General features: G+C 63.0%; 12 protein-coding genes and 3 pseudogenes. 11 read left to right on the top strand and 4 right to left on the bottom strand.

Annotation, left to right across the window (positions count from 1 at the left end; all coding sequences use genetic code 11):
- The 5 genes from LJ655_RS18985 to LJ655_RS19005 all read left to right on the top strand — a co-directional run.
- Positions 1–169, top strand: a 169-nt coding sequence (locus tag LJ655_RS18985) for a citrate/2-methylcitrate synthase (RefSeq protein ID WP_316252023.1), incomplete at its 5' end; no start/stop codon positions are given.
- 112 nt (positions 170–281) lie between these two features.
- Entirely contained in the window at positions 282–2,879 is a 2,598-nt protein-coding gene (acnD, locus tag LJ655_RS18990; protein WP_230562771.1) for a Fe/S-dependent 2-methylisocitrate dehydratase AcnD, read from the top strand.
- A 105-nt stretch (positions 2,880–2,984) separates the two neighbouring features.
- Complete coding sequence (gene prpF / locus LJ655_RS18995) at positions 2,985–4,169, top strand: 2-methylaconitate cis-trans isomerase PrpF (protein WP_230562772.1); 1,185 nt, start codon at positions 2,985–2,987, stop codon at positions 4,167–4,169.
- Positions 4,170–4,367: 198 nt separating this feature from the next.
- Positions 4,368–4,682, top strand: coding sequence for a heme-degrading protein HmuQ (hmuQ, locus tag LJ655_RS19000; RefSeq protein WP_230562773.1), 315 nt, complete (start codon positions 4,368–4,370; stop codon positions 4,680–4,682).
- Between the two features lie 26 nt (positions 4,683–4,708).
- The gene (locus LJ655_RS19005; RefSeq protein WP_230562774.1) at positions 4,709–5,716 is read left to right on the top strand and encodes a zinc-dependent alcohol dehydrogenase family protein; all 1,008 of its coding nucleotides are present in this window, start codon (positions 4,709–4,711) and stop codon (positions 5,714–5,716) included.
- Position 5,717: 1 nt separating this feature from the next.
- Here LJ655_RS19005 and LJ655_RS19010 read toward each other — a convergent pair.
- Positions 5,718–5,948 (bottom strand): annotated as a pseudogene (locus LJ655_RS19010) (P-loop NTPase family protein); the annotation flags it as partial.
- A 308-nt stretch (positions 5,949–6,256) separates the two neighbouring features.
- Here LJ655_RS19010 and LJ655_RS19015 point away from each other — a divergent pair.
- A pseudogene (locus tag LJ655_RS19015) lies at positions 6,257–6,498 on the top strand (hypothetical protein); the annotation flags it as partial.
- 284 nt (positions 6,499–6,782) lie between these two features.
- Positions 6,783–7,202 (top strand): DUF4279 domain-containing protein, encoded by a 420-nt coding sequence (locus LJ655_RS19020; RefSeq protein WP_230562775.1) that lies wholly within the window; start codon positions 6,783–6,785, stop codon positions 7,200–7,202.
- 47 nt (positions 7,203–7,249) lie between these two features.
- Here LJ655_RS19020 and LJ655_RS19025 read toward each other — a convergent pair.
- From LJ655_RS19025 to LJ655_RS19035, 3 genes and pseudogenes are all read right to left on the bottom strand, one after another.
- A pseudogene (locus LJ655_RS19025) lies at positions 7,250–7,637 on the bottom strand (ABC transporter ATP-binding protein); the annotation flags it as partial.
- A gap of 116 nt (positions 7,638–7,753) precedes the next feature.
- On the bottom strand, positions 7,754–8,605 hold the full coding sequence (locus LJ655_RS19030) for a shikimate dehydrogenase family protein (protein ID WP_230562776.1): 852 nt from the start codon (positions 8,603–8,605) through the stop codon (positions 7,754–7,756).
- Positions 8,606–9,164: 559 nt separating this feature from the next.
- A complete protein-coding gene (locus LJ655_RS19035; RefSeq protein ID WP_230562777.1) occupies positions 9,165–10,289 on the bottom strand; it encodes an acyltransferase family protein in 1,125 nt (374 codons plus the stop codon).
- A gap of 277 nt (positions 10,290–10,566) precedes the next feature.
- Here LJ655_RS19035 and LJ655_RS19040 point away from each other — a divergent pair, with 277 nt between their 5' ends.
- From LJ655_RS19040 to LJ655_RS19055, 4 genes are all read left to right on the top strand, one after another.
- Entirely contained in the window at positions 10,567–11,682 is a 1,116-nt protein-coding gene (locus LJ655_RS19040; RefSeq protein ID WP_230562778.1) for an OpgC domain-containing protein, read from the top strand.
- Positions 11,679–13,394, top strand: a complete 1,716-nt coding sequence (locus LJ655_RS19045) for a tannase/feruloyl esterase family alpha/beta hydrolase (RefSeq protein WP_230562779.1) — start codon at positions 11,679–11,681, stop codon at positions 13,392–13,394. Before LJ655_RS19040 ends, LJ655_RS19045 begins: the two co-directional genes overlap by 4 nt.
- Positions 13,395–13,493: 99 nt before the next feature.
- Complete coding sequence (locus tag LJ655_RS19050; RefSeq protein ID WP_230562780.1) at positions 13,494–14,420, top strand: ABC transporter ATP-binding protein; 927 nt, start codon at positions 13,494–13,496, stop codon at positions 14,418–14,420.
- Positions 14,417–15,178, top strand: coding sequence for an ABC transporter permease (locus tag LJ655_RS19055; protein WP_230562781.1), 762 nt, complete (start codon positions 14,417–14,419; stop codon positions 15,176–15,178). The genes LJ655_RS19050 and LJ655_RS19055 overlap by 4 nt, the downstream gene beginning before the upstream one ends.
- The last annotated feature ends 32 nt before the right edge of the window (positions 15,179–15,210 follow it).

Here is a 15,210-nt window from a genome sequence, read left to right on the forward strand (position 1 = left end):
GATGGGCGTGCCGACCGCGATGTTCACGCCGCTGTTCGTGATCTCGCGTACGGCCGGCTGGAGCGCGCACATCATCGAGCAGCGCGTCGACAACAAGATCATTCGGCCGAGCGCGAACTACACGGGTCCGGACGATCTGCCGTTCGTGCCGCTGGCGAAGCGCGTTTGAGGCGAGCCGCGAGCTAAACTCACCGCACTGTCCGACCGGCCGCGCGAGCGAAGCGCCGCCGCCGGCCTCCGGCATCCTGTCCGGCGGCCGATAACCGTCCTGTTCCTACGTCATGAATACTGCCAACCGCAAACGCCTTCCTGGCACCGAGCTCGACTTCTTCGATACGCGTGCCGCGGTCGACGCCATCGAGCCCGGCGCCTACGACAAGCTGCCGTACACGTCGCGCGTGCTCGCCGAAAACCTGGTGCGCCGCTGCGATCCGGTGACGCTCACCGCTTCGCTGAAACAGATCATCGAGCGCAAGCGCGAACTGGATTTTCCCTGGTTCCCGGCGCGCGTCGTCTGTCACGACATTCTCGGCCAGACCGCGCTCGTCGATCTGGCGGGTCTGCGCGATGCGATCGCCGCGCAAGGCGGCGATCCGGCGCTCGTGAATCCCGTGGTGCCGACGCAGCTCGTCGTCGATCACTCGCTGGCCGTTGAATGCGGCGGTTTCGATCCGGATGCGTTCGCGAAGAATCGCGCGATCGAGGACCGGCGCAACGAAGACCGCTTCGATTTCATCAACTGGACCAAGCGCGCGTTCCGCAACGTCGACGTGATCCCGCCGGGCAACGGCATCCTGCATCAGATCAACCTCGAACGCATGAGCCCGGTCGTGCAGGTGAAGGACGGCGTCGCGTTTCCCGACACGCTGGTCGGCACCGACTCGCATACGCCGATGGTCGACGCGCTCGGCGTGATCGCGATCGGCGTCGGCGGCCTCGAAGCGGAAAGCGTGATGCTCGGCCGCGCGTCATATATGCGGTTGCCGGACATCGTCGGTGTGGAGCTTTCCGGCAAGCCGGGCGAGGGCATCACCGCGACCGACGTGGTGCTGTCGCTGACCGAATTCTTGCGCAAGGAGAAGGTCGTCGGCGCGTACCTGGAGTTCTATGGCGAAGGCGCGGCGAACCTGACCTTGGGCGATCGCGCGACGATCGCGAACATGGCGCCTGAGTTCGGCGCGACCGCCGCGATGTTCTATATCGACGAGCAGACGATCCGCTATCTGAAGCTGACAGGCCGCGACGACGAACTCGTCAGACTCGTCGAAACGTATGCGAAGCACACCGGCTTGTGGGCCGATACGCTGAAGCACGCCGAGTACGAGCGCGTGCTGAAGTTCGATCTGTCGAGCGTGGTGCGCACGCTCGCGGGGCCGTCGAATCCGCATCGGCGCCTGCCGGTGTCGGAGCTGGCCGCGCGCGGCGTGTGCGGCAAGGTCGAGAGCGAGCCTGGTCTGATGCCCGATGGCGCGGTGATCATCGCCGCGATCACGAGCTGCACGAATACGAACAATCCGCGCAACATGATCGCGGCGGGGTTGGTCGCACGCAATGCGAACCGGCGCGGACTCGTGCGCAAGCCGTGGGTCAAGAGTTCGCTCGCGCCGGGCTCGAAGGCCGTCACGCTCTATCTGGAAGAGGCAGGGCTCTTGCCTGAACTCGAACGGCTCGGCTTCGGCGTGGTCGCGTATGCGTGCACCTCGTGCAACGGCATGTCCGGTGCGCTCGACCCGGTGATCCAGAAGGAAGTGATCGAACGCGACCTCTACGCGACCGCCGTGCTGTCGGGCAACCGCAACTTCGACGGCCGGATCCATCCGTACGCGAAGCAGGCGTTTCTCGCCTCGCCGCCGCTGGTGGTCGCCTATGCGATCGCGGGCACGATCCGCTTCGACATCGAGAAGGACGTACTAGGCGTCGATGCCAACGGTCATGCGGTCACGCTGAAAGACCTGTGGCCGTCGGATGCGGAGATCGATGCGATCGTCGCGGCGAGCGTGAAGCCGGAACAGTTCCGCAAGGTGTATGAACCGATGTTCGCGGTGCACGCCGACACCGGCGCGAAAGCCGATCCGCTGTACGACTGGCGCGAGCAAAGCACCTATATTCGCCGTCCGCCGTACTGGGAAGGCGCGCTGGCCGGCGAGCGCACGCTCAAGGGCATGCGGGCGTTGGCCGTGCTCGGCGACAACATCACGACGGACCATCTGTCGCCGTCGAACGCGATTCTGCCCGATAGCGCGGCCGGCGAGTACCTCGCGAAAATGGGCCTGCCCGAAGAGGACTTCAACTCGTACGCGACGCACCGCGGCGATCACTTGACCGCGCAGCGCGCGACCTTCGCGAACCCGACTCTGAAGAACGAGATGGTGCTCGAGAACGGCCAGGTGAAGGCCGGGTCGCTTGCGCGCATCGAGCCCGAGGGCAAGGTCACCCGCATGTGGGAAGCGATCGAGACGTATATGGAGCGCAAGCAACCCCTGATCGTGATTGCAGGTGCCGATTACGGGCAGGGCTCGTCGCGCGACTGGGCGGCGAAGGGCGTGCGGCTGGCGGGCACCGAAGCGATCGTCGCGGAAGGCTTCGAGCGCATTCACCGCACGAACCTCGTCGGCATGGGCGTGTTGCCGCTCGAATTCAAGCCGGGTGTGAACCGCCTGACACTGGGCATCGACGGCACCGAGACGTTCGACGTGATCGGCGAGCGCAAGCCGCGCACCGATCTGACTCTGGTGATTCATCGTCGCAATGGCGAGCGCGTCGAAGTGCCGGTGACATGCCGGCTCGATACGGCCGAAGAAGTGTCGATCTATGAAGCCGGTGGGGTGCTGCAGCGTTTCGCGCAGGACTTTCTCGAATCGACCAGGGCGGCGGCTTGATGAATTGACGCACGTTTCGCAGTGAGCGTCACAACAGACGAGGGCGATGCAGCTTGACTGGCCGCATCGCCCTTCATCAAGATCACGTCATCTCAGGACACTTTCATGCACTTACCCCAGATCAGGATTCCGGCCACCTATATGCGCGGCGGCACCAGCAAGGGCGTGTTTTTCCGCCTGCAGGATTTGCCCGAGGACGCCCAATCTCCGGGCGCCGCGCGCGATGCGCTGCTGATGCGCGTGATCGGCAGTCCCGATCCGTATGGCAAGCAGATCGACGGCATGGGCGGCGCGACGTCCAGCACCAGCAAGACCGTGATCATTTCACGCAGCAACCGGCCCGATCACGACGTCGACTATCTGTTCGGTCAAGTGTCGATCGACAAGGCGTTCGTCGACTGGAGCGGCAATTGCGGCAACCTGTCGGCCGCGGTCGGGCCGTTCGCGATCAGCGCGGGCCTCGTCGATGCGAGCCGCGTACCGCGCGATGGCGTCGCGATCGTGCGCATCTGGCAGGCCAATATCGGCAAGACGATCATCGCGCACGTGCCGATGACCGGCGGCGCGGTTCAGGAGACCGGCGACTTCGAACTCGACGGCGTGACCTTTCCGGCCGCCGAAGTGCCGCTCGAATTCCTGGACCCGGCCGCCGACGAAGACGGCGCGGGCGGCGCGATGTTCCCGACCGGCAATCTCGTCGACGACCTGGAGGTGCCTGGCGTGGGCACGTTGAAGGCGACGATGATCAACGCGGGCATTCCGACGATCTTCGTCGAGGCCGAAGCGATCGGCTACAAGGGCACCGAGTTGCAGGACGCGATCAATAGCGACGCGAAGGCGCTCGCGATGTTCGAGACGATTCGCGCGCATGGCGCGCTGCGCATGGGGCTCATCAAACATCTCGACGAGATCGCGACGCGGCAGCATACGCCGAAGGTCGCATTCGTGGCGAAGCCCCAGGACTACGTCGCGTCGAGCGGCAAGCCGGTGCGCGCGGCCGACGTCGATTTGCTGGTGCGCGCGATGTCGATGGGCAAGCTGCATCACGCGATGATGGGCACGGCGGCGGTCGCGATCGGCACCGCGGCGGCGATCGCGGGCACGCTCGTCAATCAGGCGGCGGGCGGCGGCGAACGCGAGGCGGTGCGCTTCGGGCATCCGTCGGGCACGCTGCGCGTCGGCGCGCAGGCGAGTCTGAAAGACGGCGAATGGGTGGTCACGAAGGCGATGATGAGCCGCAGCGCGCGCGTGTTGATGGAGGGTTGGGTGAGGGTGCCGCAGCAAGGCTGAGGCGCTGCCGATGCCGGCGGATGCGGGCCGACGCCGGCGGCACGCAAGGCTGGGCGAATCAGGCGAAAGCTCCAATGGCGGTTCGAAACGGGCCGCTTTTCCTCAAGCGGATCCAATCCGATGCCACGCCTATAATGAATCGCGACCGGTTGACCAATCGAGCATCATCAGCATCACTTACGCAACGAGGCTGACAGCATGTACATCGCGATGAACCGCTTCAAAGTGGCACCCGGCTCCGAGGCCGCCTTCGAACATCTGTGGACCACGCGCGACACCCATCTGAAAGAGGTGCCGGGCTTCATCGAATTCCATTTGCTGAAGGGACCGCGCAAAGACGATCACGTGCTCTATTCGAGCCACACTATCTGGCGCGACTACGCATCTTTCGAAGCATGGACGAAGTCCGACGCTTTTCGCGCTGCGCATCGCAGCGCCGGCAACGAAAACCGCGTGCTGTATCTCGGCCACCCGGAATTCGAAGGCTTCGAAGTGATCCAGACCGTTAGATAACGCGCCACTCACCGAGGAACGAAAACATGAAAGCCGTCAGAATCGGTTCGCCCGCCACCGTCGATAGTTTGCGGGTCGTCGATCTCGCCGATCCCGGGCAGCCCGCGGCCGGGCAGATTCGCGTGCGGATTCGCGCGAGTTCGCTGAACTACCACGACTACGGTGTCGTCTCCGGCAATTTGCCCGCCGAAGCGGGCCGCATCCCGATGGCCGATGGCGCGGGCGTCGTCGAAGCGGTCGGCGCGGGCGTGAGCCAATTCAAGGCCGGCGATCACGTCGTGTCGTGCTTCTTCCCGTTGTGGGAGAACGGCTCGCCCGAGATCGGCGATTTTTCGACCACCCCCGGCGACGGCGTCGACGGTTACGCGCGCGAAGCCGTGGTGCTGCCGAGCCACTACTTCACGCATGCGCCGGCGGGCTATAGCCATGCCGAAGCCGCCACGCTGACCACGGCGGGATTGACCGCGTGGCGCGCGCTCGTCGTCGACGGTCAGCTGAAGGCAGGCAGCACGGTGCTCGTGCTGGGTACCGGCGGCGTGTCGATCTTTGGTCTGCAGATGGCGAAGGCGATGGGGGCGTCGGTGATCGCGACCTCGTCGTCGGATGCGAAGCTCGCGAAGCTGCGCGACCTCGGCGCCGACCATGCGATCAACTATCGTGACAATCCCGAGTGGGGCAAAGAGGTGCGTCACCTGACGAATGGACGCGGCGTGGACCACGTGATCGAGGTCGGTGGGCCCGGTACTTTGCCGCAGTCGATCACCGCGTGCCGCATCGGCGGGCATATCGCGCTGATCGGCGTCTTGACCGGTCGCGCCGGACCGGTGCCGACCGCGCATCTGATGGTGCGGCAGCAGCGCCTGCAAGGGCTGATCGTCGGCAGCCGGCAGGATCAGATCGAGATGGTGCGCGCGCTGGAGACGACCGGCATCAAGCCCGTGATCGACAGCACGTTCGAGCTCGACAAGCTCGCCGATGCGTTCCGGCACGAGGCATCAGGTGCGCACTTCGGCAAGATCTGCGTGGCGATCTGAGTCAGGTACCCCGCGCGAGGTCCGCGAAACACACACGCGTCGCCTCGCAGGCCTGGGTGAATCCTTCGTCGTAGCTCGTGAAAAATACCGTGGGCGTGGCGCCGAGCGTTCTGAACAGATCGGCGAGCACCGAGCGCGCGGACGCGTCGAGTCCTCCGGCGGGTTCGTCGGCGATCAGCACACGGGTCTCGCCAAGCGCGGCCGCCGTCAGGAACACTTTTTTGCGGCTTCCCAATCGCCAATTGACACCGGAGGATGCGGCAGCCCTTCTCGCTGACGCTGCGCAGGGCGTGAACGCAAAGCTGGCGGCCATGGACGCTTCATGGACGAAGCACTGACCGGCTTGGATCTCTGACAATAAAGGCGGCGCAATGCCGCCTTTTTGTTGAGCTGCAATATCGACAAAACGCGATTGAAAATGAGATGTCTGGAACTATTGTGAATATTTGTCAAATCGGCTCTATCCCGAATTAAAGCTGTTGACCATGACCCGTTTAGGTGGTCAATTTATCGGGTATTTCTTAAATCATAAGAGGTCGAATGAAACAACAAGCGCAGGAAGGCGCCTGGGAACTTATGACGGACGAGGAAGAATGTCTTGCTGCCGCATAACCTATTCAATATATTCCAAGTTCCCGCCAATGTCGTCCGCAATGGCACTGAACGTCGAAACCGGCGAATGGTTTCCGTTTGACAGGCTTCGGTCGTACTCAACGGGGTACCAAATGGCCGACGCTTTGGGCTACGCATGGGCCTGCAATTGTCGCGGACGCGCGCAACAACCGGACGTGCCGCAGAATCTCGGTAATGCACATGCGTTTAAATACAGCGGGGGTAACCTCCCGTATGCTGGCGAAGTGGAGGAACTAGCTGGAACGACAAATGAAAAATACGCCGGAAAATGTTTGGTTACGATCGTTCCACGTTCCGTGAAATGATCCACAGATTCAAGAAGAGAAATGGCATCGGGCCCGCTGACAATCTTGAGTTTGAAGAGAATGGAGACGTGTATTTCCGGGAAATCTACATTGACAATTTTCACGACTACGGCAATTAAGGGGCGGGAATGACGGACAGACTTGTTGCATCAGCGAGTTTCACGATAACGGGCGATCATGTCGTGCCAGAGTGGTGGACACAGTATTTTGGTGTGGCGCCGGATGTGGCGGTAACCAAGGGGGAGCCGCTTCGTGATCGGACTGGACAGGGCCGCACCTTGGCACGACGAACGGGCGTGTGGGGACTTGATAGCGAAAAGACAGTGCGTAGTGAGCGCTTGGAGCCGCATCTGCGCTACCTGATACAGCGATTGGCACTGCCCCGGGCGGATTTGAAACAGCGCGTTGAAGGCGTGGGCGCGAAAATGCGGTTTTTCTGTTACTGGGTCAACGAGTCGGGAGATCGAGTCCCAGATATTCCAGAGGATATTCGCACGATGATGGAATCCCTTGGCGGAACCATCGAGATTGACGAATACCGCGATTAACTCGAAACTAGGTATTTAGCCTATATATATGCATTTATCTATGGCCTGCCATACGACATCTGTTCGAAGCGTTTGTCCAGATGTGGCGTGAGGCCGAAGCGTTCGGCGAGCGCGAGCGCGTCATCGGTGAGCGCGCTGTGTCGCGCCGCAGCGCAGATAGTCGCGGCCGGTCTGATCGGGCCAGTTGATGCTGTCTTCCGCTACTTACGTGAGCAGTGCTTGCGCGGCATGCGCGGCGGTGCGCAGCGAATGACCGTCGAGCCATACGTCTCCGGTATCGGCTTCGAGCGCGCCGGCGAGGATGGCGAGCAACGTCGACTTGCCGCTGCCGGATTCATCGTTTAGCGCAACGCAGCCGGACGTCGCGTCAAAGTGCAGTCCTTCGAACAGGGCGCGGTCGCTATAGCGCCTGCTGAGGTTGTCGAATCGAAGGATCGGTTGGCGCGCGAAGGGCGATAAGTACGCGCGCAGGATTGCACCGCAGCTCGTGCGAAATCTTCTGCACGGTCATGTCGTGCCAGTCTAGCGCCGCGCCGGCTGCTTCCGCGCGGTTACAGCGGCGCCACCGTCTCCAGAAAAAACTCCACCATCCGGTCACATACGCACTCGAACATTTGCGTGCCCGTCACGGTCCGGCACCCGCGCGCGTGTGCCGCTTCGATCAGCGGCGTGAGCGGCGGCTTCGTGACGACGTCGCCGACAAAAGTTGTGCCCCGCAAGCGCGCGGCGTCGATCGGCAACGGATCACCCGTGCGCATGCCAAGCGGCGACGCATTGACGATCACGTCGTACCTGCTCAAGTCGAGTTCGGCCGCCACGCCGCGCGCTTCGCCTCGCCCAAGCGCATTGAGCCGCGCGCTCAGCGAGCCGGTGCGTTCCGCGTCGTTGTCGCGCACGTCGAGCGAGCCAATGCCGCGCTGAATCAGCGCATGGCCGATCGCCGAGCCCGCGCCCCCCGCGCCAACCAGCAGCGCGCGCCTGCCCTGTAACTCGCAGCCCGCGGCGACGAGCGCCGCGACGAAGCCGGTGCCGTCGAACATCCCGCCGTGCCAGGTGCCGTCGGCGTTGCGGCGCAGCGTGTTGACCGCGCCGAGGAACGCCGCTGCTTCGGCAAGCGTCGCGCAATAGCTCGCGGCGCTGAATTTGTGCGGCACCGTGATGATCACGCCGTCGACGTTGCGCATCGCCGCGATGCACGTGAAGAACGCGGGCAAATCAGCGGGCGCGACGTGCGCGGGCACCACCAGCGCATCGCGGCCAGCCGCGCGCAACGCGGCGGTCACACCCGACGGCGAGCGCACCTGCGCAATCGGATCGCCGACGATGAAATACACGCGCGTCGCGCCGCTCAGACCCGCGTCGAGCGACACCGGAAATGAAGGGGTATCTCCCGCCTGCTGCATGGTCGAATCTCCTGAAAGGGCTGTGCGTTTGCACTTTCGATGGCGGCGCGTCGATCACGTGACCGACCCGCTGGCGCCACGCAAGAAACTGTTCGCCGGGTGCGCGCCCTTTCGTGCCAAAGCGGCTGCACGACACGACCGTGCGCGAATCGTCCGCGGCGCGGGCGGCGAGGTGGGGCGGCAACGGAGACTGGCTCATGAAATGACCGCTATTGCGTGCATGGACGGATTGACGGGGCAAGGCGGGGCCGAACCAGCCAGCTTTCCTCGCGCCCGCGCCCTTTTTGAGACACATGGTCAAGCCGCGTCCAGAAACAACGCTATCGTCACACGATACGATTGCGGTTGGCTTTCGATCGAGAGTTGATGCATCGGGTACCGGGATAGTGCAGTGCAGGGCAGAATAGTTGATGCCGCCCGGCATCGGCGCCAATAACGTGGAACCTGAGAGAAAGTGGCGATGACGCGAACGGACCCGTAGAGGCCCGTCGCTCATCCGCCCGCCTTCACCGTCATACCGTGGCGTTGGCATTCGTATCCGGCAATTTGATTCGATTTTTCAGGCGGCATCGGAAGCCACGTTCCCGGCCGCTTCCCGTACCGGTTCGTCGCGTGCCTTCACCCGCAAAATCGGCGCTTCGATAAATCGCCACGACAGCAGCGCAATGCCAAGCGAAATCGCAAATGACGCGAAGATACCAAGCGCATGCGCCCACATCGGCACGTTGCCTCCAAATAGCGCTTCGGCGTGCCGGTTACGCGTGAGGTCGGGGATCAGGTTGTGATACAGGTAGAAGCCATAGCTGATACGCCCAAGCCCGGCGAGCCAACGAGTCTGCAACAGAGCCATCACGACAGCGTTGCGGCAACACGCAATCGAAGCGACCAGCGCCGCAATGCCGGCCCCGTACACGGCGCTGATCGCGGTCAACGGCAACGGATTGCCGAGTGTGTCCCACACCGGCTCCGCCGCGCACAAACCGATTACGACGAGACTGAGCGCGAACAGCGTCAGACCATGACCGAGCCATGCACGCGCGCGGCCGCGATCGTTCGCGATCACCAGAGCGCCGACGCCGCCTAACGCCAGCAGCCAGACATTGCTCAACGGGTGCGTGTAGATCGCGATCTCGTCCCAGTGCGCGGCGTGCATCGCGAACAACGAAGCAAGGCCGAGCGCCACGATCGCCCAACATGCCGCGCGGTGCCGCCGCGTGGCAAGCAGCAGCAAAAGCGGCGCAACCACGAGATAGAACTGCTCCTCGATCGCGAGGCTCCACAAGTGCGAATAGCGGCCCGGCCAGTAACGCAGCACCGAGCCGATCCAGAAGTTCGACAGATACGCGAAGTGAAACGGCATGCCGCCCGCGAGTTCCGGATTTGCCAAGCCCAACGCCATCAGCACGCACATCACGACGAGCATCAGGTAATAAATCGGAAAGATGCGCACGGTGCGGCGAAACAGGAAGCGCCCGAGTTCGGCGCGGAAGCGACTGTCGCCCGATTCGATGCGCGCGCGCTGCGACGACAGAATGCCGATGATCAGAAAGCCGCTCAGCGCAAAGAAGATCCACACACCGAGATGCCCGATTTCGCCAATGTCGCCGAACAGTCGATGCTGCAAAAACACCATCAGCACGGCGATCGCGCGCAATCCGTCGAAGCCGGCAATTCTGTTTTTCATAAAGCTGTATACGCAAAACGGCGGAAAGCATGAAAACATCGTACGGAGAAAAAAGAGCGAAAAAAATCGTGCTGTGTGTTTGTTTATTTATTTTTGAGTGCTGCACCATCCCAACTTACCGATGCCCCCGTTTCGGGTGTGAAAAGCCGCAAATCTTTCCGTCGATTCGCTAAAGACGTACCCAGTATTACGAGTCACCAACGCGTCCATTTCAGAATGCCGTTGTGAAAGCGAAAATGAAAGGCGGCCTGTCAGTGCGCATTCTTCGAGAAGACGAATGAAAAACTCTGACCTTGTTCGTGGACGATCGGTCGAAGTCGATTTCTTTCGTGGCGTGGTGCTGATCGTCATCGTGCTCGATCACATGCCCAGCAGCACGCTATCGCATCTGATGCTGCACGCGTATGCACTGTGCGACTCGGCCGAGGTGTTCGTGTTTCTCGGCGGCTATGCATCAGCGGCGGCTTATACGGCGGTGCTCGCGCATCGTGGCGAACACGCGGCGACGCTGCGCTTTTTCAAGCGCTGTTGGGAGATCTATCGCGCGTATCTGTTGACCGCCATGTTGACGCTCGTGTCCGGCGCGATTCTTGCGGTGCTGAATCTGAACCGGCCGATGGTCGAGCTGAGCGGCTGGCCGCCGTTCGCATCGCAGCCGTGGCGCGAAGCCTTCGATATCGCGCTATTGCGCCGGCAACCCTATCTATCCAGCGTGCTGCCGATGTACACGCTGTTTGCGCTATACGTGCCCGTCATGGTGCCGCTCGCGCGCCGCTCGACATCGCTCGCACTGGCCGTGAGCCTCGCGGTGTGGGCGGCCGCGCGGCCGCTTGCCGCGTTATTCAGCATTGACGATGTCGCCGGCTGGGCATTTAATCCGTTTGCGTGGCAGTTGATGTTCGTGCTCGGCATGCTATGCAGGGTGCAGCCGATCAGCGAACGCTTTCATGCGAGCCACGCCGCGCACTGGTTCACGCGCGTCGCGGTGGCCGCGGTGCTTGGCTTCGCCATCATCAAACTCTTCGTGCTGACGCAACCTGTGCCCGGCACGCACAAGCAGAACCTTTCCGTGGAACGTGTGATCAATTTCATCGTCATCGCGTGGCTTGCCGCCCAGTTCGTGCGGATGGGCAGCATCGCATGGCTCGCGAGGCGGCTCCCCGCCGTCGTGACGGTCGGACGCACCGGGCTCGTGTGCTTCATTGCTGGCACGCTCGTGTCGTTGATCGTCGATACGGCGACGCCGCACACGTTTCACGGCTTTCGCGGCGTGCTGGTCGGACTCGGCGGCGATCTGGCCGCGATCGGCGCGCTGCTCACCATCGCGCGCGGCTGGAGCGGCTGGAAGGGACCGCAGCCGGGTGCGCATGCGAATGGCGCGCGCTACGGATGACGCGGCGCGAGCACCGCGGGCGCATCACGCCCACGATGCGCACGAAGCGCAGGCTCGTAGGGCGCGCGAGTGTCGTGAGTGTCGTGAGCGTCGTCGTGACCGCGTGGCTCGCGATGCACCGCACGGCCGCGTTGGCCGAAGAAACACCGCTCGCGATGCGCTGCGCTCAGTTCGCGGGCGCGGCGGTGTCGCCCGAACTGATCGCGATGCCGACGGCAGGCGCGCAGATCGAAAGCGCGGGCATGATCGGCGCGACCGCGCCGGGCAATCAGCAAGGCGGTGAATATTGCCGCATCACAGGCCGCATCAAGGCGCTGAATCCGACGACGCCCGACATCCGCTTTGATCTGAATCTGCCGCGTCACTGGAATGGGCGCGCATTGCAGATTGGCGGCGGCGGGTATGACGGGGAGGTCGTCAGCGGCATCGGTGTGATGCCGTTTTCCCCGGATCGCGCGCCGCTCGCGCAAGGCTATGCGACGTTCGGCGACGACTCGGGGCATGTCGGCAATGCGTCGCTCGCGATATTTGGTCTCGTCGATGAAGCCGTGACGAACTTCGGTTACGCGCATCTGAAGAAGACGCACGACGCCGCGCTCGCGCTGATCGCGCGCGCTTACGGCAGGCCGCCGCAGCGCATGTATTTTGCTGGTGGCTCGACGGGCGGCCGTGAAGGCTACACGGTGATGCTGCGCTTTCCCGAGGACTACGACGGCGTAATCGCCAATTCGCCCGCGCTCAATTTTTCCGGCGTGCGGCTGATCGGCGTGAAGCTCGGCCAGGCCGAGTACGCTTCACCGGGCGGCTTCGTGCCGCCGCCGCTGCTCGAGCGCGTGTATCAACGCACGCTCGAGGTATGCGACCGGCTCGACGGCGCGGCGGACGGCATCGTGAGCGACGTCCAGGCATGTCGCGAGCACGAAGCGCAAATTATCGATTCACTGCGTTGCGCGGTTCATCCCGAATCGCACGATGCCTGTCTGACCGACGCGCAATTGGCCACCTTGCTGGTGATGCGCAACGGCCTATCGCTGCCGTATCGGCTCGCGTGGGACGTGGCCGGCTATCGCGGCTACAACGTGTTCCAGGGCACGCAACTGACGGGCGCGCTCGGGCTTGCGCATCAACCGTGGCGCCAGCCGGTGCCGGCCTTCTATGCGAACGGCTATCTGTTCGCGCAAGGCGACGGCTACCTACGCTACTTCATCGCGCGCGATGCGGACTTCGATTCGCTGACGTTCGATCCGCAACGGCCCGGCAAATACCGGGCGCAAATGATCGCGCTGTCGGCCACGATCGGCTCGATGAATCCCGACCTGTCGCGCTATATCGCTCACGGCGGCAAGCTGATCACGCTGCAGGGCCTCGCCGACGAAGTGATCAGCCCGAATCAGACGATCGCGTATCACGACGCGCTCATCGCGCGCTTCGGCAAGGACGAGGTCGATCGTTTCATGCGGCTCTACATGGTGCCGGGTTTTCAGCATGGCAACGGCGTGTTCATTCCATCGGTGGATCTGCTCGGCGCGCTCGACGCGTGGGTCACGCGCGGCGTCGCGCCCGAAACGCTGACAGCCACCGATCTCGCCGCGGCGACGAATGGGCGCTCGCGGCCGCTGTGCCGCTATCCCGGGTTCCCGCGCTATGTCGGCAAAGGCAATGTCAATCTGGCGAGCAGTTTCGTCTGTGCGCTGCCGCCAGGCGACCGCTGACGCGCTGCACGCTTTCGCGCTTTCCATTACATTGCGGAAGCGGCGCGCCAGTGGGCGCCGTTCCCTCTCATTCAACAGCGGTGTCTGCCCCTAGAGTCCATGCAGCCAATCGTTTCAATCACGAACCTGTCGAAAACCTATGCCAGCGGTTTTCAGGCACTGAAGAACATCAATCTGGCAATCGACCGTGGAGAAATCTTCGCACTGCTCGGGCCGAACGGCGCGGGCAAGACCACGCTCATCAGCATCATCTGCGGCATCGTCAACGCGAGCGCGGGCAGCGTGACGGTAGACGGCCACGACATCGGCGCTAACTATCGCGCGGCCCGCTCGCTGATCGGCCTCGTACCGCAGGAGCTGACTACCGACGCGTTCGAAACCGTGTGGGCCACCGTGTCGTTCAGCCGCGGCCTGTTCGGCAAGCCGAAGAACCCCGCTTACCTCGAGAAGGTGTTGCGCGACCTGTCGCTATGGGAGAAGCGCAACAACAAGATCATCACGCTGTCGGGCGGCATGAAGCGGCGGGTGCTCATCGCGAAGGCGCTGTCGCACGAGCCTCGCGTGCTGTTTCTCGACGAACCGACCGCCGGGGTCGACGTCGAGCTGCGTCGCGACATGTGGAAGCTCGTGCGCTCGCTCGCGGCGAGCGGCGTGACGATCATCCTGACCACGCATTACATCGACGAAGCCGAGGAAATGGCCGACCGCATCGGCGTCATCAACGCGGGCGAGATCATGCTCGTCGAAGAGAAGGCGGAGCTCATGCGCAAGCTCGGCAAGAAGCAGTTGACGCTGCAACTCGAGAGTCCGCTCGTCGAGGTGCCGGCTTCGCTTGCAGGCTACGGGCTCGCGGTCGTGAACGGCGGCAACGAACTGACCTACACCTACGAAGGCGAGGGCGGGCGTACCGACATCATCGCGCTGCTGAAATCGCTCGACGACGCCGGTATCTGCTTCAAGGACCTGCACACCACGCAGAGTTCGCTCGAAGACATCTTCGTCAGCCTGCTGCGGGGGAACCAATGAACATCTACGCAATGCGCGCGATCTACAGGTTCGAAATGGCGCGCACGTGGCGCACGCTGATGCAAAGCATCATCGCGCCGGTGATTTCCACTTCGCTGTACTTCGTCGTGTTCGGCTCGGCGATCGGCTCGCGCATCAAGGAAGTGGAGGGCATCAGCTACGGCGCGTTCATCGTGCCGGGGCTGATCATGCTGTCGTTGCTGTCGCAGAGCATCGCGAACGCGTCGTTCGGGATTTACTTTCCGCGCTTCACCGGCACGATCTACGAGCTGCTGTCGGCGCCCGTGTCGTATCTGGAGATCGTCGTCAGCTATGTGGGTGCGGCGGCCACCAAGTCGATCCTGCTCGGGCTCATCATTCTCGCGACCGCTTCGCTGTTCGTGCCGTTGCAGATCATGCATCCGCTCTGGATGGTGCTGTTTCTCGTGTTGACGGCGATTACGTTCAGTCTGCTCGGATTCATCATCGGCATCTGGGCGGACAACTTCGAGAAGCTCCAACTGGTGCCGCTGCTGATCGTGACGCCGCTCACGTTTCTCGGCGGCAGCTTCTATTCGGTGAACATGCTGCCGCCGTTCTGGCGCAGCGTCACGCTGTTCAATCCGATCGTTTATCTGGTCAGCGGTTTCCGCTGGAGCTTCTTCGAGCTGGGCGACGTCGACGTGGGCCTGAGTCTCGGCATGACACTGCTGTTTCTCGCGGTGTTCCTCGTGATAGTCGGCTGGATCTTCAGGACCGGCTATCGGTTGAAAAGTTGACAGGGCGCGACGGCGAGAAGCCGTCACGCCCT

The sequence above is a fragment of the Paraburkholderia translucens genome, from assembly GCF_020881035.1.
GTDB classification, from domain to species: domain Bacteria; phylum Pseudomonadota; class Gammaproteobacteria; order Burkholderiales; family Burkholderiaceae; genus Paraburkholderia; species Paraburkholderia translucens.